This window comes from Chromobacterium sp. Beijing (assembly GCF_021496765.1).
In the GTDB taxonomy this organism is placed as follows: Bacteria; Pseudomonadota; Gammaproteobacteria; order Burkholderiales; family Chromobacteriaceae; genus Chromobacterium.
In genome coordinates, this window is sequence record NZ_CP053750.1 from 1,654,502 (window position 1) to 1,680,391 (window position 25,890).

At 63.0% G+C, this 25,890-nt stretch carries 21 protein-coding genes and 1 riboswitch; of the genes, 7 read left to right on the plus strand and 14 right to left on the minus strand.

Annotation, left to right across the window (positions count from 1 at the left end):
• Position 1: 1 nt before the first annotated feature.
• The 3 genes from HQN78_RS07870 to HQN78_RS07880 all read right to left on the minus strand — a co-directional run bounded on the left by HQN78_RS07870 (position 2) and on the right by HQN78_RS07880 (position 5,238).
• Positions 2-514 carry a hypothetical protein gene (locus HQN78_RS07870; protein ID WP_235088866.1) on the minus strand — a complete coding sequence of 171 codons (513 nt, stop codon included), beginning with the start codon at positions 512-514 and terminating at the stop codon, positions 2-4.
• Positions 515-960: 446 nt separating this feature from the next.
• A complete protein-coding gene (gene dgt / locus HQN78_RS07875; RefSeq protein WP_235088867.1) occupies positions 961-2,199 on the minus strand; it encodes a dGTP triphosphohydrolase in 1,239 nt (412 codons plus the stop codon).
• Between the two features lie 207 nt (positions 2,200-2,406).
• The gene (locus tag HQN78_RS07880) at positions 2,407-5,238 is read right to left on the minus strand and encodes a valine--tRNA ligase (RefSeq protein WP_235088870.1); all 2,832 of its coding nucleotides are present in this window, start codon (positions 5,236-5,238) and stop codon (positions 2,407-2,409) included.
• 116 nt (positions 5,239-5,354) lie between these two features.
• Between HQN78_RS07880 and HQN78_RS25485 the strand changes: the two genes are divergently transcribed.
• The 4 genes from HQN78_RS25485 (at position 5,355) to HQN78_RS07895 (ending at position 10,620) form a co-directional block, all read left to right on the plus strand.
• Positions 5,355-6,419 (plus strand): response regulator, encoded by a 1,065-nt coding sequence (locus HQN78_RS25485; protein WP_255701222.1) that lies wholly within the window; start codon positions 5,355-5,357, stop codon positions 6,417-6,419.
• Entirely contained in the window at positions 6,383-6,580 is a 198-nt protein-coding gene (locus tag HQN78_RS25490; RefSeq protein WP_255701223.1) for a diguanylate cyclase domain-containing protein, read from the plus strand. The genes HQN78_RS25485 and HQN78_RS25490 overlap by 37 nt, the downstream gene beginning before the upstream one ends.
• 179 nt (positions 6,581-6,759) lie before the next feature.
• Positions 6,760-8,646, plus strand: a complete 1,887-nt coding sequence (locus tag HQN78_RS07890; protein ID WP_235088871.1) for an amidohydrolase — start codon at positions 6,760-6,762, stop codon at positions 8,644-8,646.
• 138 nt (positions 8,647-8,784) lie between these two features.
• A complete protein-coding gene (locus HQN78_RS07895) occupies positions 8,785-10,620 on the plus strand; it encodes an amidohydrolase (RefSeq protein WP_235088873.1) in 1,836 nt (611 codons plus the stop codon).
• Positions 10,621-10,716: 96 nt separating this feature from the next.
• On the opposite strand, the gene HQN78_RS07900 is transcribed toward HQN78_RS07895, so the two are convergent.
• From HQN78_RS07900 to HQN78_RS07910, 3 genes are all read right to left on the minus strand, one after another.
• Positions 10,717-11,049: a multidrug efflux SMR transporter gene (locus tag HQN78_RS07900; protein ID WP_081544619.1), complete on the minus strand. Its 333-nt coding sequence runs from the start codon at positions 11,047-11,049 to the stop codon at positions 10,717-10,719.
• Positions 11,050-11,502: a multidrug/biocide efflux PACE transporter gene (locus HQN78_RS07905; protein WP_227108057.1), complete on the minus strand. Its 453-nt coding sequence runs from the start codon at positions 11,500-11,502 to the stop codon at positions 11,050-11,052.
• Between the two features lie 242 nt (positions 11,503-11,744).
• Positions 11,745-12,194: a multidrug/biocide efflux PACE transporter gene (locus HQN78_RS07910; RefSeq protein ID WP_235088875.1), complete on the minus strand. Its 450-nt coding sequence runs from the start codon at positions 12,192-12,194 to the stop codon at positions 11,745-11,747.
• Between the two features lie 136 nt (positions 12,195-12,330).
• Between HQN78_RS07910 and HQN78_RS07915 the strand changes: the two genes are divergently transcribed.
• Complete coding sequence (locus tag HQN78_RS07915) at positions 12,331-13,191, plus strand: LysR family transcriptional regulator (RefSeq protein ID WP_107799344.1); 861 nt, start codon at positions 12,331-12,333, stop codon at positions 13,189-13,191.
• A 44-nt stretch (positions 13,192-13,235) separates the two neighbouring features.
• Here HQN78_RS07915 and HQN78_RS07920 read toward each other — a convergent pair whose 3' ends face one another.
• From HQN78_RS07920 to speA, 3 genes are all read right to left on the minus strand, one after another.
• Positions 13,236-13,670, minus strand: a complete 435-nt coding sequence (locus HQN78_RS07920) for a hypothetical protein (protein WP_107799345.1) — start codon at positions 13,668-13,670, stop codon at positions 13,236-13,238.
• A 219-nt stretch (positions 13,671-13,889) separates the two neighbouring features.
• Positions 13,890-14,345 carry an RICIN domain-containing protein gene (locus HQN78_RS07925; RefSeq protein WP_107799346.1) on the minus strand — a complete coding sequence of 152 codons (456 nt, stop codon included), beginning with the start codon at positions 14,343-14,345 and terminating at the stop codon, positions 13,890-13,892.
• A 263-nt stretch (positions 14,346-14,608) separates the two neighbouring features.
• A complete protein-coding gene (gene speA, locus HQN78_RS07930; RefSeq protein WP_107799347.1) occupies positions 14,609-16,489 on the minus strand; it encodes an arginine decarboxylase in 1,881 nt (626 codons plus the stop codon).
• A 655-nt stretch (positions 16,490-17,144) separates the two neighbouring features.
• Between speA and astE the strand changes: the two genes are divergently transcribed.
• Entirely contained in the window at positions 17,145-18,143 is a 999-nt protein-coding gene (astE, locus tag HQN78_RS07935; RefSeq protein ID WP_227108055.1) for a succinylglutamate desuccinylase, read from the plus strand.
• A gap of 117 nt (positions 18,144-18,260) precedes the next feature.
• Here the strand turns inward: astE and bla are convergent, their stop codons facing one another.
• Positions 18,261-19,148 (minus strand): class A beta-lactamase, encoded by an 888-nt coding sequence (gene bla / locus HQN78_RS07940; RefSeq protein WP_107799349.1) that lies wholly within the window; start codon positions 19,146-19,148, stop codon positions 18,261-18,263.
• Between the two features lie 216 nt (positions 19,149-19,364).
• Between bla and HQN78_RS07945 the strand changes: the two genes are divergently transcribed.
• Entirely contained in the window at positions 19,365-19,688 is a 324-nt protein-coding gene (locus tag HQN78_RS07945; protein WP_235088877.1) for a DUF3761 domain-containing protein, read from the plus strand.
• 199 nt (positions 19,689-19,887) lie between these two features.
• On the opposite strand, the gene HQN78_RS07950 is transcribed toward HQN78_RS07945, so the two are convergent.
• The 4 genes from HQN78_RS07950 to HQN78_RS07965 form a co-directional block, all read right to left on the minus strand.
• Positions 19,888-20,868, minus strand: a complete 981-nt coding sequence (locus HQN78_RS07950) for a sodium:calcium antiporter (RefSeq protein ID WP_107799351.1) — start codon at positions 20,866-20,868, stop codon at positions 19,888-19,890.
• A 56-nt stretch (positions 20,869-20,924) separates the two neighbouring features.
• Positions 20,925-21,069, minus strand: a riboswitch (yybP-ykoY riboswitch).
• A gap of 110 nt (positions 21,070-21,179) precedes the next feature.
• Complete coding sequence (locus HQN78_RS07955) at positions 21,180-23,345, minus strand: penicillin acylase family protein (RefSeq protein ID WP_235088878.1); 2,166 nt, start codon at positions 23,343-23,345, stop codon at positions 21,180-21,182.
• Between the two features lie 402 nt (positions 23,346-23,747).
• Positions 23,748-24,857, minus strand: a complete 1,110-nt coding sequence (locus HQN78_RS07960; protein WP_107799353.1) for an ABC transporter permease — start codon at positions 24,855-24,857, stop codon at positions 23,748-23,750.
• Positions 24,850-25,797: an ABC transporter ATP-binding protein gene (locus HQN78_RS07965; RefSeq protein WP_107799354.1), complete on the minus strand. Its 948-nt coding sequence runs from the start codon at positions 25,795-25,797 to the stop codon at positions 24,850-24,852. The genes HQN78_RS07960 and HQN78_RS07965 overlap by 8 nt, the downstream gene beginning before the upstream one ends.
• Positions 25,798-25,890: the final 93 nt, after the last annotated feature.

Consider the following 25,890-nt stretch of genomic DNA (forward strand, 5'->3'; position numbering starts at 1 on the left):
CTCAGCGCTTACGCTTGCCCTCCAGCCACGCCATCAGATCCCGGCTGCGCTGCAACTGGTGCATCGCCTCCACGTGGCGGTACAGGCTCAACTGCCGCCCGGCCACGCCCAGCAAGATCTCCAGATAGTTGAAAAAGCCGCGGCGCAAACCGTTGCGGTGGCTGCGGTCGCTGTGGTCCATATCTCTGGCAATGCGCAGCAGCAGACCACGGCCGGCGTCCAGCTCATTGCTTTTCAGCCACAGCGCCAGGTGCGCGGCGTACTGGCGGCCCAGCATGCAGGCCTCGGCGTAATCCTCGGGTTCGGCCGGTTGCCAGTAATGCGGATGATTGCGGCCCGGAATGAAGCGGACAAAAGGCAGACGGGTTGCCTTGGTTTCCACGGAAACACAGCGGTACTGCGAGCGCCGCAGCGCCGGCTGTTGCGGGGGAACGCTGTCCTGCTGGACGGCGGGATCCTTGGAATGGGATGGAGTGGATTCGATGTTGGGCATCGGACGGACTGACTTCGCCATTGCAACCTCCTTAAATGAAGGGCCTGGCCGATAGACGCGGCAAGGCGGGCACATGACAAGGCTGGTCTCACCGGTATCTTGGTCCGGCGCGCCCATGGGGCGCCCCTGCCATGGCCCGCCCAAATTTTAGGCAAAGCAATAGCAACCGGACACGAAAATGCCGCTTACGCGGCGTGTCCGCCAAGATACAAACTCAGGAGACCAGTCCCGGCGCTGTTTGTGTGGCAGCGCGGGACTATTGTTGGCTAGATGGCGGGGGGAGTCAAGCATAGTGGCAAACAAAACCAATCCATACAAAACTCAATAGACCATGTAGGGCCCCTTAATTCTAAAATACCGACCCCATTCAAAAACACGACAAAATATTTAAATCATAGACAAACCACTTATCACCACACAAGCAGCAACACATCACAAGCACAACCCCAAATAAGCCCCACCCAGCATCAGCTACACAACCTATTATACTCCCCCTCCCCAAAATATTTTATATACTCCTTTGCCGCAAACGCATCCATCATTCCAGAAATATAATCAGCGGCCTTTCTCTTCACCGCACCCTCCATCTCGCGTAACTCCGCAGGCAACAACATCAATTTTTTATTAAACTTCTCGTCAGAATAAACCTCAAATAATCCACGAATAACCTTCTCACCCCTTATTTCATACTGTTGAACCTCTGTTTTACTCAATACAGCTTTAAAAACCAACTTCTTCAAACCTTCCGCCAACTTCGCATAATTACGATAACCTAACCCCCCCTCCTCACCTCCAACCAAATCAATATCCCTGCAAAGTAAATTTACAATCTTAGCAGTTAACTCCTTCCGAAAAACTGCAGAGTACTCCGCAGATGTTTTCAAAAATTTAGAGCCATTTGCTATTTTTTGCGATGCCTTTACCAATTCTTCAAGAATAGAGTACGCCCCCGAATAGTCGCTTGATATTCTAAACTCATGTACAACCTCACCAATACCAACCAGCCCAACACTTAATGCATCTTCTAAATCATGAGCTGCATATGCTATTTCATCAGAAATATCCATTATTTGTGCATCAATACTTTTGACGTCTCTTATCTCCGCACCATCCAACCTTTCCCTCAAGAACCCATAATCCGCATTATATAAAAACTTACTTTCACCTTGATCCGCCCTGTAGAAATACTTAACCATCCCCCATAAGGTTCTACATGTCAAATTTAACCCTGGATAAGCAGAATTCTTTTTCTCCAACGCACGGACAATTCTCATTGCCTGAGCATTTCCCTCATACCCACCATCACCAACAAACATAGAGTTACCGGACAATATTAGTTCATTAATCACTTTTTCCCCCCTGTGTCCAAATGGAGGATTTCCAATATCGTGAAGCAGTGCACAGGTCTCGGCAACAACAGGGTTACTCAGCCCAAGGTCAAAAGCTATGTTCCTTGAAAGCTGGGCCACCTCCAAGCTATGTGTTAATCTATTTCTTATAAAATCCGTATTAGATAGCCCTAAAAGCTGCATCTTCCCTTGCAGGCGTCTAAATGAAGAACTATATAACACTCGCGCATAGTCTCTCATATAGGCATCTCTACCTTCAGAGCGATCATCCGCACTTTCTTCATACTCTCTAGATGAGAGGCGTTTTGCTATTTCTTCTTTTTCTTTTGCAAATTCTTTAACTTCTGAACTGTACATTTCACCCCCTTAAGAAAGGAGATAAATTACACAAAAAAATGACAAATGAAAAGAAGAAACAAAAATCACATCAACAATTTAAATCATAATTTACTTTAAATAAAGTATTTCTTATGTGGATTTTAACTTTAAATACTATTTCTCTGTACGTGTTATAAAAAAACCCGCCTCGCGGCGGGTTTCTTCACTTCCAGATCAGGCTTAGGTTCAAGCCAGCTTGGCCAACTGCACCTTAATCTTGTCCAGCTTGTCGTTCAACTCGGCCAACTGCGCCTTGTCGCGCTCCACCAGATGGGCCGGGGCTTTGTCGACATAGCCCGGCTTTTCCAGCTTGGCGGTGAGCTTGGCCAGTTCGGCTTCCGCCTTGCCCTGCTCTTTGCTCAAGCGCGCGGTTTCCGCCGCCTTGTCCACTTCCACTTTCAGCATCAGGCGGGCGTCGCCGGAGATGGCCACCGGGGCGTCGTCTTCCGGCAGCGCGGCCACGATGGAACCTTCGGTCAGCCGCGCCAGCAGCTTGAGGTAGGGCACGAAGTCCGCCACCGTGGCGTCGCCGGTTTCGATGAACAGCGGCGCTTTGACGGCCGGGCCGATGCCCATTTCGCCGCGCAGATTGCGCACCGCGTTGACCATGTCCTTGAACGCGTCCATGCGGGCGTTGGCGGCGGCGTTGATCTTGCCGGTATCCGCCACCGGCCACGGGGCCAGCATGATGGACGGGGTGGTCTTGGCGTTGGCCAGCGGGGCCACGGTCTGCCACAGCTCTTCGGTGATGAAGGGCATCAGCGGGTGGGTCAGGCGCAGCGCCACTTCCAGCACGCGGACGATGGTGCGGCGGGTGGCGCGCTGCTGGGCTTCGTTGCCGGTTTGCAGCTGCACCTTGGCCAGTTCCACGTACCAGTCGCAGTACTCGTTCCAGATGAATTCGTAGATGGTCTGGGCGGCGATGTCGAAGCGGTAGGTTTCCAGCGCGTTGGTGACGTCGATCTCGGCCTGTTGCAGGCGGCCGATGATCCACTGGTCAACAAAGGAGAACTCCAGCGGCAGGCTTTCGTCCTGGCCGCAGTCCTTGCCTTCCACGTTCATCATCACGAAGCGGGTGGCGTTCCACAGCTTGTTGCAGAAGTTGCGGTAGCCTTCGGCGCGTTTGAAGTCGAAGTTGACGCTGCGGCCCAGGGTGGCGTAGCTGGCCATGGTGAAGCGCAGCGCGTCGGTGCCGTAAGCCGGGATGCCTTCCGGGAACAGCTTTTCCGTGGCCTTGGCGATGGCCGGGGCTTTTTCCGGGCGACGCAGGCCGGTGGTGCGCTTGGCCACCAGCGGTTCCAGCGCGATGCCGTCGATCAGGTCCACCGGGTCGATGACGTTGCCCTCGGACTTGGACATCTTCTTGCCTTCGTGGTCGCGCACCATGCCGTGGATGTACACGTCGCGGAACGGGACCTTGCCGGTGAAGTGCTTGGTCATCATGATCATCCGGGCCACCCAGAAGAAGATGATTTCGTAGCCGGTTACCAGCACGTTGGAGGTGAGGAAGGCGCGCAGTTCGGGGGTGTCTTGCGGCCAGCCCAGAGTGGAGAACGGCACCAGGGCGGAGCTGAACCAGGTATCCAGCACGTCTTGTTCGCGGCGCAGGGTCTTGCCCGGCGCTTGCGCCTGGGCGTCGGCCTCGCTGCGGGCCACATAGATATTGCCGTCTTCGTCGTACCAGGCCGGGATTTGGTGCCCCCACCACAGTTGGCGGCTGATGCACCAGTCCTGGATGTTCTTCATCCACTGGTTGTAGGTGTTGACCCAGTTTTCCGGGATGAAGCGCACTTCGCCGCTTTCCACGGCTTCAATCGCCTTGGCGGCGATGGACTGGCCGGTGGGATCCGGATTGCCGTCTTTGTCCAGCGCCACTTTGTCCATGGCGACGAACCATTGGTCGGTCAGCAGCGGTTCGATCACGGTGCCGGTGCGGTCGCCGCGCGGGACCATCAGTTTGTGCGGCTTGGTGTCCAGCAGGTAGCCCTGGGCTTGCAGGTCCGCCAGCATGGCTTTGCGCGCGTCCTGGGTGCTGAGGCCGGCGTAGGCGGCCGGCAGTTCGATCACGCCCTGGGCGCTGCCGTCGAAGCCGAAGATTTGCGCCTTGGCCAGGATTTTGGCTTCCAGGCTCATCACGTTGATGAGCTGGGTGCTGTGGCGCTTGCCCACTTGGTAGTCGTTGAAGTCGTGCGCCGGGGTGATCTTGACGAAGCCGGTGCCGAATTCTTTGTCCACGTATTCGTCCGCGATCACCGGGATCTGGCGGCCGGTGAGCGGCAGTTCCAGCTGCTTGCCCAGCAGGTGCTGATAGCGCTCGTCGTCCGGGGCGATGGCCACGGCCACGTCGCCCAGCAGGGTTTCCGGACGGGTGGTGGCGACGGTGACGAACTCGTCGCTACCCACCACCGGGTATTTGATGTGCCACATGTGGCCGTCTTCTTCCTCGGAAACCACTTCGAGGTCGGAGATGGCGGTGCCCAGCTTGGAGTCCCAGTTGGACAGGCGCTTGCCGCGGTAGATCAGGCCTTGTTCGAACAGGCGGACGAAGACTTCGGTCACCACTTCGGCGCGGGTGTCGTCCATGGTGAAGTATTCACGGTCCCAGTCCACGGAGCAGCCGACGCGGCGCATCTGGCTGGTGATGGTGCCGCCGGACTGCTCTTTCCATTCCCACACTTTGGAGGTGAAGGCGTCGCGGCCCAGGTCGTGGCGGTTGACGCCCTGCTCGGCCAGTTGGCGCTCCACCACGATCTGGGTGGCGATGCCGGCGTGGTCGGTGCCGGGCACCCACAAGGTGTTGTCGCCCTTCATCCGGTAATACCGGGTCAGACCGTCCATAATAGTCTGATTGAAGGCGTGGCCCATGTGCAGGGTGCCGGTCACATTGGGCGGCGGCAGCTGGATGGCGAAGGACGGTTTGGCGGTGTCCATGCTGGGCTTGAAGTAGCCGGCCTGTTCCCACTGATCGTACCAGCGACGTTCGATGTCGCCGGGTTCAAAGCTTTTGGCAAGTTCCATGGTGATGAATCGTAGTTCTTCTAGAATGGAAAAATGGGTCGATTATACCCGGTTTTGGAGTGTTCTCCGAGAGCCGGCGCGGGCGGATCAGGCGGTAGGCAAGGGATATGCGGACGATGAGCGAAGAAACGCGCGTTTTGGTGATTGAAGACAGCATGGTGTTGATCCGCCCCTTGTGCCGCATGGTGGAGGAAATCGGCCTTACGCCGGTGCCGGTGTGTTCGCTGCTGGAGGTGCGCGAGGCGCTGACGTCCGGCCAGCATTTCCTCGCCGCGGTGGCGGATTACAATTTGCCGGATTCGCCCGGCGGCGAGCATTTGCCCTTGCTGTTTCAAGAGGCCATCCCCACCATCGTGCTGACTTCGCGCACCGACGGCGAGGTGCGCGACCGCATCTTGCAGCTGCCGGTGGTGGATTACGTCAGCAAGGAAAGCCCGGCGGCTTTTGATTACGTGATGCGGATGCTGACCCGCATCCGCAAGAATCCGGGCATCAAGGTGCTGGTGGTGGACGATTCCGCGTCCTACCGCCAGTTTCTGCGCGAGAACCTGGAGCGCCACCGCTATCAGGTGCTGGAGGCGGAGGACGCCAAGCAGGCGCTGGAGATCTTGCACCGCGACAAGCACATCAAGCTGGTGCTGAGCGACAACGACATGCCGGGCATGGACGGGGTGCGCATGACCAGCACGATACGCCGCTTCCTGGATCACGACCGCCTGGCCATCATCGGCATTTCCGGCAACCAGGATCCCACCATGACCACGCGCTTCATCAAGGCCGGGGCGGACGATTTCCTGCAAAAGCCGTTCAATTTCGAGGAGTTCTTCTGCCGCGTCACCCGCAATGTGGAGTTTGTGGAGAATCTGGAATCCCTGAAGGAAACCGCGGACCGCGACCCGCTGACCAATTTGTCCAACCGCCGGCATTTTTTTGAGCAGGTGATGCAGTTGAAGAACGGCTACGGGGTGGCGGTGCTGGACATCGATCACTTCAAGCGGGTGAACGATCAATACGGCCACGATGTGGGCGATCAGGTGATCTGCAACACCGCGCGGCTGATGGAGCAGTTTTTCCCGGACGGCATCGTGGCGCGCTTTGGCGGCGAGGAGTTCGTGATTCTCAGCCCCAGCCCATCGAGCTGGACATGGTGTGCCGGCTGGAGAGCCTGCGCCTGGCGATAGAGGGCTGTATTCTGACCACCGCCAAGGGCGGGCTGCGCTACACGGTGAGCATAGGCGTGGCGGCGTCCGACATGCCCGAGGTCAGCCGGCTGCTGAAGCTGGCGGACGAGCGGCTGTATCACGCCAAGCAGCACGGCCGCAATCAGGTGTGCGGCGGCTGAGATCCGGTTCACAATCCGCTGCGCGCCGCGAGGCCGGGCGCGGCGGCCCGCCCCCGCCCGAATGGCCAGTTCGGCGTTTTTTTGCGCCGGGACGCCGCCTATAATGACATCGCTTTTTCCGTTCCTCGCGCGCGGCCCCGCGCTTCTCCCGGAGCCGGCGTTTCAACCGGACATCCGCCATGAGTCATCATCACCCGCACGGTCCAGGCTGCGCCTGCTGCACTCTTCCCTTGTTGGCTCAGTTGCACGATGAGCTGTTTGAGCGGCCGGACTGGCAGGACGAGGCCAAACGGCTGATCCGCCAGCAGGAAAAACGGTTGTTGCCGCCCTCTCCGCCGCAGACGCTGATCATTTACGGCGGGCCCATCCATACGCTGGCCAGCAGCGGGAGGCAGACGGTGGACGCCGTCGGCATCGCCAAGGGCCGCATCGTGGCGACGGGTTCGCGCGAGGAGGTGCGGCAGGCCATGGCCGCCGCCGGCCATAAGAAACCGGAGGAGATGTCGCTGGAAGGCGGCACCCTGCTGCCCGGCTTCGTCGATCCCCACATGCACATCCTGCCCAGCGCCTTGTTCTCGTCCTGGCAATACGTGGGCGCGTTCTCCGGCCAGACGCTGAAGCCGGATTACAACATCGCCGGGGTGGTGGACACGGTGCGCGCGGCGCTGGCCGACCCCAAGAAACAGCAAAAGGCCAAGGACGGCGCGGCCTGGGTGCTGGGTTTCGGCCTGGATCCCTCGCTGATGCGGGAGTGGACCGAGCCGGATCTGGACTGGTTCGCCCAGTTTGGCGATCAGACCCCCATTTTCCTGATGAACGCTTCCGGCCATATCGGCTACGCCAACACGCCGGCGCTGGCCAAGGCCGGCATCAGCCTGGAGTGCAAGGGCGTGCTGGTGGAGGAACAGGTGCTGCAGATGATGCCGGCGCTGCCCTCCCCGTCCCCGACCACGCTGCTCGCCAGCATCAGCCAGGTGCTGCACGGCGCGGCCAAGATGGGCAACACCACGCTGTTCGACGCCGGCCTGGGTTCCGGCAAGGGGGTGTTCGAGGTCTTGCTGCTGGACCTGGTGGCCCAGACCGCGCTGAACCCGGTGCGCATCGCCGCCGCGCTGTTTTCCAACGAGACGCGGCAGATGGACGAGTGGACGCGGCTGTTCCGCCCGGACCTGGACGGCATGGAGGACAAGCGCTTCAGCATCAAGGCGCTGAAACTGGTGTCGGACGGCTCCAACCAGGGGCTGACCGGCTATCAGACCGAGGCCTATAAATGCTATCCGCAGCACCAGGTGCCCAATGTGCCGGCCACCGGCCTGTTCAATTTCCGCCCGCCCAGCGCCTTTACCCCGCATTTGCGGCAGGCGGTGGAGCACGGCTGGCCGGCCATGGTGCACGCCAACGGCGACCGCGCCATCGACGAGGTGTTGCAGGCTTACGAGCACGCGCTGAATCACCCGTCCGCGCCGCTGCGCCCGGATTGCGCCGGCGCGCGGCTGCGCCATCGCATCGAACACGCTTCGCTATTGACCGACGAGCACATTTCCCAGATGGCGCAGCTGCAGTTGTCGCCCAGTTTCTTGATCGGCCACGTCGGTTATTGGGGCCACGCCTTCCAGCAGACCATTCTGGGCGAGGCGCGCGCCAAGCTGCTGGACCGCTGTCTGTCCGCCAAGCGCGCCGGCCTGCGCATCAGCCTGCATTCGGATCACTTCGTCACCCCGCTGGGCGGCTTGCGCATGATGGAGCAGGCGATTTTCCGGGTGATGGAGGCGGCGCCGGAACAGGCCGGCGGCAAGCCGGCGCTGAACCCGGCGGAACGGCTGGACCGGCTCAGCGCCTTGCGCGCGGTGACGCTGGACGCCGCCTGGCAATGCCATATGGACCACGTCGTGGGTTCGCTTGAGCCGGGCAAGCTGGCGGATCTGGTGGTGCTGGAGCAGGACCCGCTGGACCCGGCGGTGAGCAATCTGCGCGATATCGCGGTGCTGCAGACCTGGCGCTCCGGCGCGCCGGTGTATCTGAACGCCAAGCTGGGTTGCGCGACGGAGTCGGCGCCGCCGGTCTGAGGCGCGCGGCGGCGCAAGGGCCCGGCGCGGGCCGGGCCTTGCTCAGCTTTTGTCAGCCTGGCGCCCTTGCCATCGGCATACAATTCGCCCTGTGCGCGGCGCCGCCGCGCCGTCCCGACGCCATGCACAGGAGCGCCCATGTCCCTTCCCCATCAACCCGGCTGCGCGTGCTGCACGCTGCCCCGGCTGTCCACCCAGCTGGACGCCTTGCAACATCACAACTGGACCGAAAGCCTGTCCGGCCTGATCCGCGTCGCCGCCGAGCGCGCCAAGCTGGCGCTGCATCAGGACGCGGCCATTTTCCACGGCGGCCCCATCTACACGCTGCAAGGCGGACAGCCCGGCCGGGTGGAAGCGCTGGGCGTCGCCCACGGCAAGGTGGTGTCGGTGGGCAGCCTGCGGCAGGTGGAGGCCGATATGCAGGCCCAGCCGCGCGCGGAGCGGATCGATCTGCGCGGCAAGACCCTGCTGCCGGGCATGGTGGACCCGCATATGCACATCCTGCCCAGCGCGCTATACCGCAACTGGGTCAATCTGAGCCCCTTCGAGGATCAGATCCTGCGCCCGGGCTACAATCTGGGCTGGATTGCCGAGAAGCTGCGCAACGAGCTGACCGCCCGGCACGGCCACGCGCGCGCCGACGCGCCGCAATGGCTGACCGGCTTTGGCGTGGACCCTTCGCTGATGACGGAATGGCAGGAGCCGGATCAGCCCTTTCTGGACCAGATCAGCACCGAGACGCCCATCTTCCTGATCAACGCCTCCGGCCACCTGGGTTACGCCAACTCCCCGGCGATGAAGCTGGCCGGGCTGGACCCCGACACCAAGGGGGTCACCACCGAGGCCGACGTCGGCAAGGTGCTGGCGGTGATTCCCGGCCTGGCCGCTCCGCACTTGCTGAGCAAGCTGCAGGAAATCCTGCACGAGGCCGCGTCCAGAGGCATAACCACGCTGTTCGACGCCGGCCTGGGCGCAGCCATGGGCCAGCTGGAAATCACGCTGCTGCGCGCCTTCGCCCAAAGCCCGCTGGCGCCGGTGCGCATCGGCGCGGCGCTGTACTCCAACCAGGACTGGCTGCAAGAGCAGTGGCTGCACACCTTCCAGCCCAATCACATTCCGCACGACGACGACCGCTTCAGCATCCGCGCGCTCAAGCTGATCGCCGACGGCTCCAATCAGGGCCTGACCGGCTACCAATCGCAAGACTATTGCTGCGCGGACCAGCACAGCGTGCCCAATGTCTCTCCGCGCGGCCTGTTCAACTTCGAGCCGCCCATCACCTTCGCCGCCCAGTTGCAGCGCGCGCTGAACGCCGGCTGGCCGGTGCTGGTGCACGCCAACGGCGATCAGGCGGTGGATTACGTGCTGGCCGCCTTCGAACTGGCGCTGTACGACGAAAACGCCAAGGACGGCGCGCCCAATCCCAAGCTGGCGCTGCGCTCGCGCATCGAACACGCCTCGCTGCTGAGCGACGCCAGCATCGCCACCATGGCGCGGCTGAAGCTGTCGCCCAGCTTCCTGATCGGCCACGTCGGTTACTGGGGCCACACCTTCAAGACCACCATCCTGGGCCGCGAGCGCGCCCAGATGCTGGACCGCTGTCAGTCCGCGCTCAAGGCCGGTCTGCGCATCAGCCTGCATTCGGATCACTTCGTGTCGCCGCTGGGCACGCTGCGGATGATGGAACAGGCGGTGACGCGGGTGATGGAGGCGGACCCGGAGCGGCAGGCGCTGAATCCGGCGGAGTGTCTGGACCGGCTCTCCGCGCTGCGCGCGGTGACGCTGGACGCCGCCTGGCAGTGCCATATGGACCACATCGTCGGCTCGCTGGAACCGGGCAAACTGGCGGACCTGGCCATCCTGGAACAGGACCCGCTGGACCCGGCGGTGCCGGCCGGATCGCTGCGCGACATCCCGGTGCATCAAACCTGGCTGGCCGGCAAGCCGGTCTTCCACAATCCCAAGACGCACTGAGCGGCGCCATCACGCAAAATAAAACCGGCCGGGATTCCCGGCCGGTTTTTGCGTTCCGCCCTCTTCCGCCGCGCGGGCCGAGAGCGGGACTTCGACTCAATGCGCCACGGACTTGGACATCAGATTCATCACCAAGACCCCGGCCACGATCAGGCCCATGCCTATCATCGCCGGCGCGTCCAGCTTCTGGCCGTACATGACCCAGCCGACGATGGAGACCAGCACGATGCCGACGCCGGACCACAGCGCGTAAGCCACGCCCACCGGGATCTGGCGCAGGGTCAGCGACAGCATGTAGAAGGCCAGCATATAGCCGGCGGCCGTCAGCAAGGATGGGCCGATCCGGGTAAAGCCGTCGGAGGCCTTCAGCGAGGAGGTGGCGATCACCTCGCTGACGATGGCGACGGCCAGGAACAACCAGGTTTTCATTCAAGACTCCAGTTCGGCGCAAGGCTTGCCGCCGCGCTCGCGCAGCTTGGCGCGCAGGGCGTCGTACAGCCAGTTGAATACATAAGTGTAAGGCAGGAAGAAGGCGAAGAAGCCCAAATCCAGCAAGAAAGCCTGCCAGTAGCTGACGTTCAGCCACCAGGCCGCCAAGGGCACCAGCATGAACACCAGGCCGCCCTCGAACATCAGCGCGTGCAAGCAGCGCACGCCCACCGTGCGGCTCCAGCCCATCGCCGCTTCCAGGCGGTCGAACAGCATATTGAACACCACGTTCCACAACATGGCCGCGGTGGACATCATGAAGGCCAGCGCGCCCATGTGCAGCAGGCTTTGTTCCATCACCAAGGAAGCCAAGGGCACCAGCAGGGCCATCGCGCACAGTTCGTACATCACGGCGTGGAAGCCTCGCTCCAGCCAGGATTTTTGTTTGTTCATACTATTTCACAATCATGACCGTTTAAAGAATCCGTTCACGATCCGCTGCGCCGCAGCGGGATTGTTGGACAGAGGCTTGAAGACCGCTTCGAAACGCGCATGAAGCGCTCGCGCATTCCGCTGTCTCGGCCGCAAAGCCTTGTCTCGCCATGGTCCGCAAGATCGTGAACGTCAAGATAGTCGCTATTCTGATTGGTTTTTCGGATGGTTAAAAAATAATAACCATCGATAAAACCGATACATCAAGCCATGCCGGCGCGGGCGCGGCTCAGGCGGCGCAACAGGTTGGCGCGCAGTCCGTCGTACAGCCAGTTGAAAACAAAGGTATAGGGCAGGAAGAACAGGAAAAAGCCGATATCCAGCAAGAAGGCCTGCCAGTAACTGATCTCCAGCCACCAGGCCGCCAGCGGCACCAGCAGGATCACCAAGCCGCCCTCGAACAAGAGCGCGTGCGCCGCCCGCAACACCGGGGTCCGCGTCCAGCCGCGCCGCCGTTCCACGCGTTCGAACAGCGCGTTGAAGACGATGTTCCACGACATCGCCGCCGTGGTCATCATCAGGGCCAGCGCGCCGATCTGCGCGGTGTCCTGATTCAATAGCCAGCTGGCCAAGAGCATCAACAACATCACGGCGCACAGTTCGTAAGCCACGGCATAGAAGGCGCGCTCCAGCCAGGATTTCTTTACTTGCATCGATTCTCCTTGATCCGCCGCGGCGCTTGGAAGCGGTGTGCGACCTGCTGCGCCGCGGCTTGATTGGCAAGACAATGACGCGATTTTTATTGGTTTTTCGGATAGGATAAAGATGGGTTAAATCGGAGAAACCGATATGAGCATGTCGCTAGACGCGCTGGCGGCGTTTGCCAACGCCGCCGAACTGGGCTCGTTTTCCGCCGCGGCGCGGCGGCTGGGCAAGAGCCAGTCCACCATCAGCGAGGCCATCGCCAATCTGGAAATCGATCTGGCGGTGCAGTTGTTCGACCGCGGCAGCCGCCAGCCTGCGCTGACCCAGGCCGGCCGTCATCTGCTGGGCTATGCGCGGCAGATGCTGGCCATAGGCGATGAATTGAACCAGCAGGCGCAATTGCTGACCGCCGGACTGGAGCCGCGGCTGACCCTGGTCTTGTCCGACACCTACCAGTCATCCCGCTTTCAGGAGGTGACGCGGCAGTTGGAACGGCACTTCGAGGCCTTGGAGCTGGAATGCCTGGTGGGCGAGCAGGACGACGTGCTGGACTTGATCCAGACCGGACGCGCGCACCTGGGCTGCATGGCGGCGCTGGAGCAGTACCCGGCCGATATCGGCCACGCCACGCTGGGCGAGGTCAGCGAAGTGGCTTTGTACGTGGCGCGCAGCCATCCGCTGGCGGCGCTGGAGCAGGTGGACCGGCAGGCGCTGAGCGGCCACCGGGAGTTGCGGCTGAACACTTACACCGAAAGCAAGCCGGACACGCTGAGCCGGCGCTGCTGGTTTGCGCCCAGCTATCTGATGCTGCTGGAAATGGCGATTCTCGGCGCCGGCTGGGCCGAGTTGCCGCGCTGGCTGGCGGATTCCTTCGGCGCCGGCCGGCTGAGCGAACTGCATGCGCCGGGCTGGCCCAAGGCGCGCCACATCGATCTGGTCTGGTCGCGGCGGCGGCCGCTGGGCCTGGCCGCCGTCTGGGTGCGCGAGCAGTTGCTGCGCTCCTGACAAGGCCGCCGCGCGTGACGCCAGGCGCGGCGGACGCCGAGGACTCAGCCGCCGGGCGCGGTCATCGGCCGCAGAATCCACATCGGCGGCCGGCCGGGATGCAGCTTGCGCAGCCGCAAGGCCGGCGGGAAGATTTTTTCCATGCCGAAGCCGAAGGCCAGGGTGCGATCGGCCTGGCTGACGATGTTGCCGGGCTGGGAGAACACATCCCAGCGCTGGCTGGGCAGCGCGGGTTCCGGCAGCAGATCCAGTTGCAAGGGCGAGCCGTCGGCCACTTCATTGGCGGCGATCACCAATTGATTGCCGCTGGTGGCCAGCGCGAACAGCCCGCGGTCGAAGTCGATATTGAACAAGGCGGCGAAATTGTTCTGGAACGGCTGCAGGCTGAGCCGGGAGCCCTTGATCGAATCCTCGGCCACAATGGCGTAATCCGGGAAATAGGCCGAGGTGATGAAATACGAAGTGCTGCTGAAACCCATCGTTTGCTCCTTGCATGAACCCAAAAAGCGGCGGCGAGCCTTAGAACCTGTTTACGATCTGCTGCGCGTTGGCGAGACGGCGTTGAAAACTCCTTCGAAATGCTCATGTACCAACCGTACATTCCGCTTTCTCAGCCGTTTTCGCCTTGTTTCGCCCTTGCTCGCAAAACCTTGAACAGACTCTTTGCGCCCGCCGCCGCGATCTTTGCCCTTCGCTGATTAAGCGGTTTCCAGCACCAGTTCCGAGCGTTGCGCCGAGGTCAGCGGCTTGAGCGCCCATTGCTGAGCCGGCGAAGCGTTGAACTCGTACAGCCAGATCAGGCTGCCCACGCCGCCGCGGCTTTGGTTGTCTATCACCAGATTGTTGTTTTGACGGCTGGAGATATAGCCCGGACGGGAGAACAGGTCCCATTGCTGGCTGAGCGAGGACGGATTGTACGGACGCAGCACCAAGGGCTTGCCGCTGGACAGGTCGGAAATGTCGATCACCAGCTGGTTGCCGCTGGTGGCCAGCGCGAACACGCCGTTGGCGAAGTCGATGTTGAACAGCGACAGGAAGTTGCCTTGGATGGGCTGCAAGTACAGCTGGGAACCGCTCATCGAATCTTTGGCGGTAATGCCCAGCGCGGTGTTTTGGCTATAGGTGAGGAAGTAAGGAACGCTAGAGAAAGACATATGGCAACCCCCATGTTTATGCCAATCAATTATTGGCTTTCTCAAACTAGCAAGGTTTGCCCGTATTGCAAGCGCCGGCCCGAAACCGGCCGCGCCCGGCGTAAAATCCAGATAAAAATCCGATCAGAAACACGAACTTAGACGACGATAAGTGAAATTGCTTAAAGTCATCCGGCACAGAACGGTCTGCTCGGCAACAGACGCGGCGCCAACAAAAACAGCCGGGCGTCAGCCCGGCTGTTTTGATCCGTCCCAGCAGTCGATCAGACCGACAAATAAGACGATTGCTTCAGGCCGCGGCAGAACTCGGCGAAGAACAGGCTGCGCTCTTCGCTGCTGAGGTCGGCGGCGCGCGACTTGGCTTCGTAGCGGTTGAGGATGTCTTCCGGCGACAGGTGCACGTAACGCAGCATGTCTTCTATGGTGTCGTGCTCTTCCACGCCGGAGAACTCCAGCTCGCCGCCGTCGCGCACATAGACGTTGACCGAGTCGGTGTCGCCGAACAGATTGTGCATATCGCCCAGGATTTCCTGGTAAGCGCCCACCAGGAAGACGGCGATCAGATACTCGTCGCCCTGCTTCACCTCGTGCACGGACAGGCTGGATTCTATGCTCTGCTGGTCCACGTACTGCTTGAGCTTGCCGTCGGAATCGCAGGTCAGATCCTGCAGCACCGCGCGGCGGGTGGGCTGCTCGTTCAGACGGTGCAGCGGGGTGATCGGCAAAATCTGGTCGATGGCCCAGGTGTCCGGCAGGCTCTGGAACACCGAGAAATTGCAGAAGTACTTGTCGGCCAGACGGTCGGTCAGTTCGTCGTACACCTGGCGCTGCGAACGCTGGCTGGCTTGCAGCTGGCTGTGCAGGCGGCGGCACAAGGCGGCGTGCACGTCTTCGGCCAGCGCCTTTTCCTTCAGCGACAGGCGGCCGGCGGCGTACAGATCGGTGACTTCCGACACGTAGTGGCTGGCGCGGTAGTAGATTTCGGTGACCAGGTCGTCGTCGTTCAGCTGAACCAGTTCAAACAGCTTGCGCACCGGCTGCGACAAGGCGGCGATGTCGTCCACCTGCGGCACTTCGTCCGGCAGGCGCTCCACATCGGTCACGTTCATGATCAGCACGGCGTGGTGGGCGGTCATCGCGCGGCCGGACTCGGACAGGATGCGCGGATGCGGAATGCCGTTCTCGCCGCAGAACTCGGACAGCATGGACACGATCACGTGCGCGTACTCGTCCATATCGTAGTTGATGGAGCTGTCGTTGCGCGAATGGGTGCCGTCGTAATCCACGCCCAGGCCGCCGCCCACGTCCACGTGGTCGATGGGCAGGCCCAGCGCGCGCAGTTCCGCGAAGTAGCGGATGGCCTCGCCGAAGCCGCTGCGGTAATCGCCGATGTGGGCGATCTGCGACCCCATGTGGAAGTGCATCAGGCGCACGCAGTCGGCCAGGCCGGCGGCGGTGAGCTTGTCCGCGGCGGAGATCAGCTGGCCGGCGGACAGGCCGAACTTGCCCTTCTCGCCGCCGGTGTCCGCCCACTTGCTGGACGCCAGCGAGGACAGACGCACGCGCATGCCGATATTGGGACGGATGCCCAGCTTGCGGGATTCATCGATCACCAGCTCCACTTCGGACTCTTTCTCGATGACGATGAACACCTGGTGGCCCAGACGTTCGCCCATCAAGGCCAGGCGGATGTAGTCGCGGTCCTTGTAGCCGTTGCAGACGATGGTGCAGCCCTTGGGCGCCAGCGCCAGCACCGCCATCAGTTCCGGCTTGGAGCCGGCTTCCAGGCCGATGGACACGTCCGGCGTGGCGATGATGCTCTTCACCACCGCTTCTTGCTGGTTGACCTTGATCGGATAGATGGCGGTATAACGATTGCCGTAGCCTTGTTCGGCGATGGCCTTGTCGAAGGCCGCGCACAGACGCGTGACGCGGTCTTGCAGAATATCGGGAAAACGCACCAGCAACGGCAGGTCCAGGCCCTTGCCGGACAGTTCGCCCACCAGGCGATGCAGGTCGATTTCCTTGTTTTGGCGCACATTCGGACGCACGACGATATTGCCGTTGGCGCCCATGTCGAAGTACCCCGCTCCCCAATGCCGGATGCCGTACAACGCCCGGCTATCAGCCACAGACCAAGCCATGAGTTTTCCCCTCAAGAACTGACGGAAAGCCCTGAACCCCGCGCAATGATGGGTGGACAGGGATTTCCAAAGGACGCGCCCAGGCCGCCGCCGAAAAAGCGATGAGCCAGCCGCAGGAGCATCCTTATGATGGATAACCCCGCTCCTTAGTGCGCGGCTTTCGGGCTGAACAGCTTTTATGTGGGCCTGGGATGTCGGAGCGAAACAATTGAATTGTAGGTTTGCAAAGCTGCAAACGAGCGCGGATTGTAACAACATCACGCGGCTTGACAAGTAAAAAAATGTATAAAAATCCGCATGTCCAATTTAATCGACAAGCCCGCGCCGGGCGGCCCGGCAAGCCTTGCCGGGCAAGGCTTGAGCAAAAACAGCCCCCTATATTTTTCTCATGCCGGCAAGCGGCCGTTTCTCCGGCCGGGGACCTCGCGGTTCCGGCAATGGACTTGTCCAAAATATTCAACAAGAGCGCGCCCCGACCCCTTGCTCCGCCGCGCCAAAAAACCACAGCGCGGCCCGGCGCGCCAAGCCGCGCCGGACAAGGCTTTTAGCCCAAATACGGCATGTTTTTTCAAATCTGCGCCACGCGCCGCCACCTGCCGCGCCGGCTCTGGTTACAATGCCCCGGTCATCACTAGCCGCAAGCACGAGCCAGCCCATGCGCGAGCATCACCACGATTTTCTGTCCTGGACCATGAATCCCGCCTCCCCGGCCTCCGCCGAATGGCAGCTCCACTCCGGCGTGCGGGCGCGCTGGCTGGATTACGGCGTCGTCGAGCTGGAACCCCTCGCCGCCGCCGACGATTCCCTGCTGCTGTCCAGCGGCGTGCACGGCAATGAGACCGCGCCTATCGAGGTGCTCAACGCCATCCTGGCCGACATCGCCGGCGGCAGGCTGGCGCTGCGCTGCCGGCTGCTGGTGATCTTCGGCAATCTGGACGCGATGCGGCTGGGCAAGCGTTACCTGGATTACGATATGAACCGGCTGTTCAACGGCGCGCACGCGCGCCAGCCGGAAGCGCGCGAAGCGGCGCGCGCGGCGCGTTTGGAACAGGCGGCGGCGGACTTTTTCGCCTCCGCCCGCGGCCGGCGCTGGCATTACGATCTGCACACCGCGATCCGCGGCTCGGTGTTCGAGAAGTTCGCCATCTACCCCTATCTGCACGAACGCCCGCACAGCCGCGCGCAGCTGGCCTGGCTGAAGAGTTGCCAGGTGGAAACCGTGCTGCTGCACAGCCAGCCGGCCAATACCTTCAGCTACTTCACCAGCCGCCACTGCCAGGCGGACGCCTTCACGCTGGAGCTGGGCAAGGCGCGGCCCTTCGGCCAAAACGATCTGTCCCGCTTCGCCGGCATCGACCAGGCGCTGCGCCGGCTGCTGGCGGAGCCGGAGCAAGAACTGCCCGGCTACCGCGACGGCGACCTGCCGCTGTTCCAGGCCAAGTACGACATCGTCAAACACAGCGAAGCCTTCCGCCTGCACCTGGCCGACGACGTGGAAAACTTCACCGCGTTGCCGGACGGCTTCCTGATCGCCGAGGACGGCGAGCACCGCTATGTGGCCGTCGGCGGCGATGAACGCATCCTATTCCCCAATCCCACGGTCAAGCCCGGACTGCGCGCCGGCATCGTGGTGGCGCCGGCGCGGCTGCCTTAAACGCGATTCAAGGTTCCGCGCGGACACCCAGCCCTCAAGGGGCCGCGCGCGACAACGCCGCGGCCATGGCCGCGGCGTCGTTCATTCCGGCAGGACCTGTCCGCCCCGCGCGGCGTTTCAAGCGAACTCGGCGGCCGCCACTCTCGCCACCGCGGCGATCACCGCATTGCGCTCGTCCATCATCGCCGTCGAGCCCCAGTAATAGACCGACAGCAACAACGGCGACTTGCCCGGCCGCCAGGCCACGGCCACGTTGTTGGCGGCGCCGTGGCCGCCGCTGCCGGTCTTGTCCCCCACCCGCCACTCCGCCGGCAAGCCGGCGCGGATGCGCAGATTGCCGGTGGTGTTGCCCAGCAGCCAGTCGTTCAGCAAACCGCGCTGCCGCTCCGGCAATAGCGGGGAAAACAGCAGCGCGCGCAAATTGGCCGTCATCGCCGCCGGCGTAGTGGTGTCGCGCGGATCGTCCGGCTCGGCGCGGTTCAGTTCCGGCTCGACGCGGTCAAGCCGGCTCAGGCCGTCGCCCAACGAACGGGCGAAGCGGGTCACCTCCTGCGGCCCGCCCAACTGCTCCAGCAGCAGATTGGCGGCGGTGTTGTCGCCGAAGCGCATCGCCGCGTCGCACAAGTCTTTCACCGACATGCCCTGCTCCACGTATTGTTCGGCGATGGGCGAATAGTCGATCAATTGCTCGCGCCGGTAGCCGACATGGCGGTAGAGCAGATCCGGCTGCGTCGCGCTGCGTTGCAATAAGGCGCCCACCAGCAGCAGCGTGAACGTGCTGCACATCGGGAAGCGCTCATCGGCCCGGTAAGCCAGCGTCCGCCCGCTGTCCGCCTCTTGCGCGAACACGCCGATGCGGCCGCCGGCATTGCGTTCCAGCTCCGCCAATTGACGCGCGGCCGGGGCTTCGCCCGGCACCCGCAACGGCGGGCGCGCGCAACCCCAGATCAACGGCGTGGCGGCCAAGGCCGCCAGCAAGACGCGCCGCTGCGCAAAATCATCCATAGATCAATCCCCAGATTCGGTATGACGGCGCGGCCCGTCGCAACGGCCGGCCATCGCGGTTTAGTTCCCCCGATGCGCATTGCCGCTATCCGCCGCAATGACAATGAACTAAAGTGCGATACATATTCTTTTGCGCCTGAACCACGAAAACAGATGCGTCAAAACATCACGAACAGGTTCAAGCACTTTTAATGACACATTAAACAATCGAATGACATGAAAAAGCCTGCACAGTTCCGTATCCCCGCTTTGCGGCGCATCGCCGGCCTGCTCGGCCTCAGCCTGGCCCTGCTGGCCGCGCCGCTTGAAGCCAAAACGCCGCACACGCATCGGCACGCCAGCGCGCCGACGCAAGAGCAGTTGCTGGAACACGGCAGCTACACCAACTCCGACGGCGTGGAGGTCCACAGCCCGGCCCATACCCGCTCCGGCAAAGCGCCGGCCGGCGCCAGCGCGCGCTGCCGCGACGGCAGCTATAGCTTCAGCCAGCACCGGCGCGGCACGTGTTCGCATCATGGCGGCGTGGCGGCCTGGCTCTGAGAACCCGTTCATAGTCTGCTGCGCTTCAGCGATACGGCGTTGAAAACAAGCTCAAAATGCTCATGTACCACCTGTACATTCCGCTTTTTCGCTCGTTTTCGCCTTGTCTCGCCCTTGCTCGCGAGACTCTGAACAGGCTCTGAGAGCCTGTTTACGATCTGCTGCGCATCGGTGATGCGGCATTGAACGGGCTCCCGCCTCACACCAGACAGCCGGCAAACAGCAGATACACCGCGCCCGCGCCCAAGAGCCAGCGGCCGTCCACGCTGCCGCGGCGGAACAACAGCCACAAGCCGGCGATCGCCGCCATCGTGGCCAGGCCGGACCACAGCAGGACGCCGTCGAACATCCACGGGGTGAAGAACAGGCCGAAGGCGCTGGGAATCGTCGCCTGTATCATCATCGCGCCGGAGATATTGGCCAAAGCCAGACGCTCCTTGCCCTGGCGCAGCCAGATCAGCGCGTTCATGATTTCCGGCAATTCCGTGGCCACCGGACTCAGCAGCAAGGCCACCAGATGCGGCGCCATGCCCCAGTGTCCGGCCAGCGCTTCCAGCTGCGCGACGAAACCGTGCGCCGCCGCCGCGATCACCGCCAAGGCCAGCAGGGCCTGCGTCGCCGCCCAGCCCAGGCCGCCGCCGGCGCGCAGTTTCAAGGCGTCCAGTTCTTCCTCTTCCGGCGCGGTGTCCGCGCTGCGGATCTCGCGCCAGACATAGGCGGCGTAAGCGGCCAGGAACAGCACGCCCAGCCAGGGCTTGATGGCGAAGGCCAGCAGGCCCAACGCCACCTTGAACGCGAAAATCAGCAAAAACGCCAATTGGTCGCCGGCCAGCCGGCGGTGATCGACGCGCAACAGGTAGTCGCCGCGCCCCAGCCGGCTGCGGTTGCGCCACAGCGCGAAACCCACCACCGCGTACGCCAGCGTGGCCAGCACCAGCGGCCCGCCCAGGGCGGCGCCGACGCCGATGTCCTTATGTTGCGGCGTGCCGCCGAAGGCCATCGCGGTCAAGGTGACGGCGCTTTCCGGCAAGGCGGTGCCGAAAGCGGCGAGCACGGTGCCGACGGCGCTGGCGCCCAGGTTCAGATGGCGTCCGCACCACTCGATGGCGTTGACGAAGTATTGACAGGAAAGATAGATCAGGACGGCGAGGCCGAGCAGAAACGACAGGGTCAACAGCATGGATAGTCTTGGGCCGGGCAAGCGGATGGACAATGGCGCAACGACGCGGCTTGCCCGGCGGCAAACGCATCGTGGCCAAAGGTCTCGCTTGGCGGCGCCGGCAATGCCGGCCGCTGACCGCGCCATGAGGAAAGCTCCTCAAGTTTGTTGACGCGGCCTCTTCGGCGGGGCCGAAGATGGCTACTCCCCAATGACAACGGCGCCATTGTGCCAGCCTGGGCGCAATGGCGCAAACCTAGGCGCCCGTCATGCGACGCCCACTGCGGATGAAGGCGAAGGGCCGCGACGTCGCCGCCGCGGCCGCCTCGGCGCTAGCGGCGGAACCACTCGCGCTTGGCCAGCGCCGCCTCCACCTGCTCGCGATTGAGCAAGGCGTCGCGCATGGCGTTCCGCGCCGCCAGCTCCATCTGGTCGCCGTAGTAAGGCGATTGCGGCTGGCTGCTGTTGCCGTAGGTGTTGATCACCTTGGCGCGCAGCGGCCGGCCGAACTCCACCAGGGCGGTGAAGGTGTCGCCGAAGATGGCGCGCTGGCGGCCGTCGCTGTCGCCGATATAACTGAAGGTGCGGAAAGCCCCCAAACCCTCGGCGCCGCCGCTGGCCGGCTGGTCCAAGCGCGCCGCGCCGCCGGCGGGGCCGCGCCGCAGCCGGTAGACTTCGCCGAAGGCGATGTCCAGCGGCACGCCGGCCTGTTGCAAGCCCTGGGCGGCCGCGCCCAGCTTGCTGAGCGCGAAGCCGGCGTCGCGCAGGTCGGCGGGCGTGTCGTAGGGCTGCGCCGGATCCGCTTCCCGGCGGTAGCGCAAGGCCTCTTCGCCGCCGGAGGCCGCCACCCAGGCGGCGAACAGCACCGCGCCCTTGCTGGCGGCGTCGCTGCGCCGGTCCCATTGGGCCAGCACTTGCGCCGCGGCGATCAGGCCGGCGTCGCCGGAGGCGCGCGCATAGCCGATCAAATCGTCCAGCACCCGGTCCGCCAGCAGCAGCCGGGTGTCGTGCTTGGCGCTGAGCAGCGTGTCCAGGGTGAAGGCCGAAGTCTGTTCGATCAGCTCGATGCCGCGCTGTTCGCGCAGCAGCGGCGACGCCCGCGGCGACAGATAGCCGGCGTAGGCGGCCGGGTCCAGCGCAGGCTTGCTCATATACCAGGGCACGCTATTGGAGTTCTGCACCCAGCCGCTGGACGGATTGGCCACCTGCGGCAATTCGTCCAGGCGCAGCGCCTGACGCCAGATCAGATCGCTGCGGCTGCCGTCCACCGGCTGCGCCCAGAAGGCGGCGTCGCCGCCGGCGCGGCGCGGGGTCAGGCCGCCGAAAGCCGCCCAGATATTGCGTTGGGCGTCGGCGTAGATGATGTTGTGGTAGGGATTGCGCAGCCGCGCCACGACGCTGCGGAAGGCCTTGAAGTCGGGCGCTTGCGCCATGTCCCACCATTGCTCCAGCACGCCGGGGGTCTGCAGCTGGTCGACGCCGACGATGCGCAGCGCGTAGCTCTGGCCGTCCTTGTCGAACACCGGGCCCTGCTCGGCGCGGCGCAGCGTCAGCTGCTCGGCTTGCAGGCTGCCGTCCGGCTGACGGATATACAGGGTTTCGCGCTTGGTCTCAAAGTCGCGCGCCACGCCGTCCAGCAGGTATTGCCGGCCGCTGAGCTTGAGTTGGTACAGGTCGCAGCCGTCCTGGGTGTTGACGGTGTGCACCCAGCCCAGCCGCTGGTTGAAGCCGATGCGCATCACCGGCAGGCCCACCAGGGTGGCGCCGTAGATATCGTATTCCGGGCTCTTGAATTGGGCTTCGAACCAGGTGTGGCTGCCGCCCCACAGCAAATGCGGGTTGGCCAGCAGCATGGCGTTGCCGGAACGGCTCTTGGCCGGCCCCAGCGCCCAGCCGTTGGAGCCGCCGATCAGATTGATGGGGGTGGCCACCGCGTCCGGGTAGATCAGCGAGCAATTGGCCGCGCCGGTGGCGGTGGAGCCGCTCAGATAGCCGAAGAAGATGCGCAGGGTGTGGGCCAGCACGTCCTCGCTGCGCACCGGCAGCACCGCGCGCGCCGCCGGGCTCAGACCGCCGCTGGCGGCGGCCTGGTCGTTGACGCCGGCGACGAAGGCGTCCAGGTAGGCGCGCATGCGCGGGCTTTGCTGTTGCAGCCATTGTTTGGAGCGCTCCGGGAAGCCCATCGCGCGCACCAGGCGGTCCACTTCCGCCATATTGCTGGGGAAGGGCTCGCCGGCCTCGAACACCGCGCCGTAGTATTCCGCGCCGCGGCCGCGGCCCTGGGCGTACAGCCGCAGCAGCAGCTCCGGATGCGCCTGCATCTGGGCGCGGCCGAAGGCGTAGGCCAGGCTGTCGGCGCGCGCGGCGTAGATGTGCGGCACGCCGCTGCGGTCCCACAGCACTTGGCTGCCGCGCGGCTTGCCGTCTTCGTCCAGTTCGCAGGCCGTCAGCAAGGACAGCATGGCGATGCCCAATAGGGCGAGGATCAAGCGTTTCACTACCTTTCCTCCTTTTTGACAACTTAACAATGAGCTGTCGGCCAGCATGCTCAACAGCGATGCTCGGTTCTTCACACTCTTGAAACGACGGAACTGGCCAGCAAGAAAGGAAGCACGTATCCAACGCGCCCAAAGTCCCTTCAAGTCTGCCGCCGGGTGGCAGGCCCGAGGTTTTAGCTAGGCAGAAACTTCGCTTCGCACGTTTTAAGCGGCTGCCTGTTCGAGCAGCGCGACGTTAGCGCGCCATCACTGAGCGAATCCTTGATTCGCTCAGTGATAGGGGAATTTGGCCGAGTTGTTCCCCTTCCTGCCTTATTCCCTCGCGACGCTACGCTTGCCTCGCTCGGTCAGGACCGCCCCGGCAATCAAAACCATCATCCGCGCAGCGGATGCCTCATGCCCCTAATACCAGCGAAACACCCGCGCGCCGCTGACGAAGCCGGCAATGCCGATCAGCGTGAGCACCACCGCCGAACGCGCGATTTCCAGCACTCCGGCGCCCTCGACGAAGATCATGCGCATGCCGTCCGCCAGGATGGTCAGCGGCAGCACCTCGATCACCGCCACCATCCACTCCGGGAAGTGCTTGTAGCTAAAAAAGATGCCGGAAAAGATCACCAGGAACAGGATGGTCATTTCCAGCAGGCCGTTGGCGGTCTGCGCCTTGGTGGCGCGCGAGGCGGCCAGGATGGCGATGCCGGCGAAGCAGACGTTGCCGGCCAGCAGCAGCACGATGAAGGGCAGCGCCCCGCCCTGGGCGTGCACGTCGAAATAACTGCTGGCGAACAAATACAGCACCAGGGTTTCCAGCAGGCTGAACACCAGGCAGGCCAGCACGTGGGCCAGCAGGAAGTCGGTTTTGCGCATCGGGGTGATGCGCATCTGCCGGGTGACGCGGGTGGCGCGTTTTTCGATCAGCGACCAGCCGACGGCGATCAGGCAGGTTTCCATCACCGCCATCGCCACCAGGCCGGGCACCAGGAAGTCGATGTAGCGCAGGCCGGGGCTGTCCAGCACCGACATATTCTTGTCCACCGCCTGGCTCAGCGCGTCCGGGTCGTCGCCGAGGAAGAAGTAGGTCAGCAGCGCCTCGTTGTTCTGCGGGTCCAGATAGTAGATGCGCTTGCCGCTGTCGGCGCTGGGCTCCATGAACACCTGCACGTCGCCGCGCTTGAGGCCGCGCAACACCGATTCGCGGTCCGGGTAGTACTGGAAGCGGTATTTCATCCGTATCAGGTGGTCGCGCTTGATCTCGTCGGCGTTGATGACGCTGGACAGCGGCTGGTTGCGGGCCTCCACCTTGCTGATCCAGGCCTTGACCGCGGCCTGCTCCTGCAAGCTGGGCGGCAGCACCACGCCTATGGTGCGCTCCTTGATTTCGCCGCCGGAGAAGGACACGCCCAGCAGCCACACCAGCAGCAGCGGGAAGCCGAAGGACCAGAACAGGATTTGCGGTTCGCGCAGGTATTGACGGAATTGAGTGACGATCAGATTGAGCAAGGCGTTATTCATGGAAACCTCGGCCGGCCAGTGACAGGAATAAATCGTCCAGCGTTTTTTTGCGCACGATGATTTCGTCGATGTCGATTTGTTGTTCGCGGATGAACTCGGACAGACGGAACAGGAAGGCCGAGCCGTTGCGCACCAGCAGCCTCGCCTTGGCGGACGCCTGGTCGTAGCTGTAGCTGATGATGTTGTCCTTGTGCTTGGGCTCGGCGCCGCCGGCGCCGCTCTTGACCCGGTATTCGACCACTTCGCCCGGCTCGTGCGCGGCCAGCAGTTCGTCCAGCGTGCCCTGGGTCAGGATGCGGCCCTGGTGCATGATGCAGATGCGGTCGCACAGGTATTCGGCTTCTTCCATGTAGTGGGTGGTCAGCAACATGGTGGAGCCCAGCTCCTTGTTGAGCTTGCGCAGGATGTCCCAGGTGCCGCGCCGCACCTGCGGGTCCAGGCCGGTGGTGGGCTCGTCCAGGATCAGGATTTCCGGCTGGTTGAGGATGGAGATGGCCAGGGCCAGCCGCTGGCGCTGGCCGCCGGACAGCCCTTCCACCATCACCTTGCGCTTGGGGGTCAGCTCCACCAGCTCCAATACCTCGTCGGCGCGGCTGCGCGGCCGGCGGTAGAAACTGGCGAACAGGTTGACGGTTTCGTCCACCCGCAGCTTGTTGATGAACAGCGATTCCTGCAGCACCCCGGCCAGGCGGTGGCGCAGATAGCTTTCGTCCTTCTGCCAGCTGCGCCCCAGGATGCGGATGGAGCCGGCCTCCGGCTGTTTCAGTCCCTCCAGCATTTCCACCAGCGTGGTCTTGCCGGCGCCGTTGGGCCCCAGCAGGGCGACGAATTCGCCGCGATAGATGTCCAGCGACACGTCGTTGACCGCGGTGTAGTCGTTGAAGCGCTTGGTCACCGACTGGAATTCGATGACTTTTTCTCTTGTTGTGGCTTGGTGCATTTCACTTTCCATAGAAGCCGAAGGAGAACCGAAGCAGCGGAAAACCCCGCGCAGCCGCAGGGCTTATCCGCCTCTTTTCATTGCCGCCGCGCG

What these genes read in the sequence shown, in the direction of transcription:
- HQN78_RS07870 (WP_235088866.1), bottom strand. Translation starts at nt 514, where the DNA reads ATGGCGAAGTCAGTCCGTCCGATGCCCAACATCGAATCCACTCCATCC.
- dgt (WP_235088867.1), bottom strand. Translation starts at nt 2,199, where the DNA reads ATGTACAGTTCAGAAGTTAAAGAATTTGCAAAAGAAAAAGAAGAAATA.
- HQN78_RS07880 (WP_235088870.1), bottom strand. Translation starts at nt 5,238, where the DNA reads ATGGAACTTGCCAAAAGCTTTGAACCCGGCGACATCGAACGTCGCTGG.
- HQN78_RS25485 (WP_255701222.1), top strand. Translation starts at nt 5,355, where the DNA reads ATGAGCGAAGAAACGCGCGTTTTGGTGATTGAAGACAGCATGGTGTTG.
- HQN78_RS25490 (WP_255701223.1), top strand. Translation starts at nt 6,383, where the DNA reads ATGGTGTGCCGGCTGGAGAGCCTGCGCCTGGCGATAGAGGGCTGTATT.
- HQN78_RS07890 (WP_235088871.1), top strand. Translation starts at nt 6,760, where the DNA reads ATGAGTCATCATCACCCGCACGGTCCAGGCTGCGCCTGCTGCACTCTT.
- HQN78_RS07895 (WP_235088873.1), top strand. Translation starts at nt 8,785, where the DNA reads ATGTCCCTTCCCCATCAACCCGGCTGCGCGTGCTGCACGCTGCCCCGG.
- HQN78_RS07900 (WP_081544619.1), bottom strand. Translation starts at nt 11,049, where the DNA reads ATGAAAACCTGGTTGTTCCTGGCCGTCGCCATCGTCAGCGAGGTGATC.
- HQN78_RS07905 (WP_227108057.1), bottom strand. Translation starts at nt 11,502, where the DNA reads ATGAACAAACAAAAATCCTGGCTGGAGCGAGGCTTCCACGCCGTGATG.
- HQN78_RS07910 (WP_235088875.1), bottom strand. Translation starts at nt 12,194, where the DNA reads ATGCAAGTAAAGAAATCCTGGCTGGAGCGCGCCTTCTATGCCGTGGCT.
- HQN78_RS07915 (WP_107799344.1), top strand. Translation starts at nt 12,331, where the DNA reads ATGAGCATGTCGCTAGACGCGCTGGCGGCGTTTGCCAACGCCGCCGAA.
- HQN78_RS07920 (WP_107799345.1), bottom strand. Translation starts at nt 13,670, where the DNA reads ATGGGTTTCAGCAGCACTTCGTATTTCATCACCTCGGCCTATTTCCCG.
- HQN78_RS07925 (WP_107799346.1), bottom strand. Translation starts at nt 14,345, where the DNA reads ATGTCTTTCTCTAGCGTTCCTTACTTCCTCACCTATAGCCAAAACACC.
- speA (WP_107799347.1), bottom strand. Translation starts at nt 16,489, where the DNA reads ATGGCTTGGTCTGTGGCTGATAGCCGGGCGTTGTACGGCATCCGGCAT.
- astE (WP_227108055.1), top strand. Translation starts at nt 17,145, where the DNA reads ATGCGCGAGCATCACCACGATTTTCTGTCCTGGACCATGAATCCCGCC.
- bla (WP_107799349.1), bottom strand. Translation starts at nt 19,148, where the DNA reads ATGGATGATTTTGCGCAGCGGCGCGTCTTGCTGGCGGCCTTGGCCGCC.
- HQN78_RS07945 (WP_235088877.1), top strand. Translation starts at nt 19,365, where the DNA reads ATGAAAAAGCCTGCACAGTTCCGTATCCCCGCTTTGCGGCGCATCGCC.
- HQN78_RS07950 (WP_107799351.1), bottom strand. Translation starts at nt 20,868, where the DNA reads ATGCTGTTGACCCTGTCGTTTCTGCTCGGCCTCGCCGTCCTGATCTAT.
- HQN78_RS07960 (WP_107799353.1), bottom strand. Translation starts at nt 24,857, where the DNA reads ATGAATAACGCCTTGCTCAATCTGATCGTCACTCAATTCCGTCAATAC.
- HQN78_RS07965 (WP_107799354.1), bottom strand. Translation starts at nt 25,797, where the DNA reads ATGCACCAAGCCACAACAAGAGAAAAAGTCATCGAATTCCAGTCGGTG.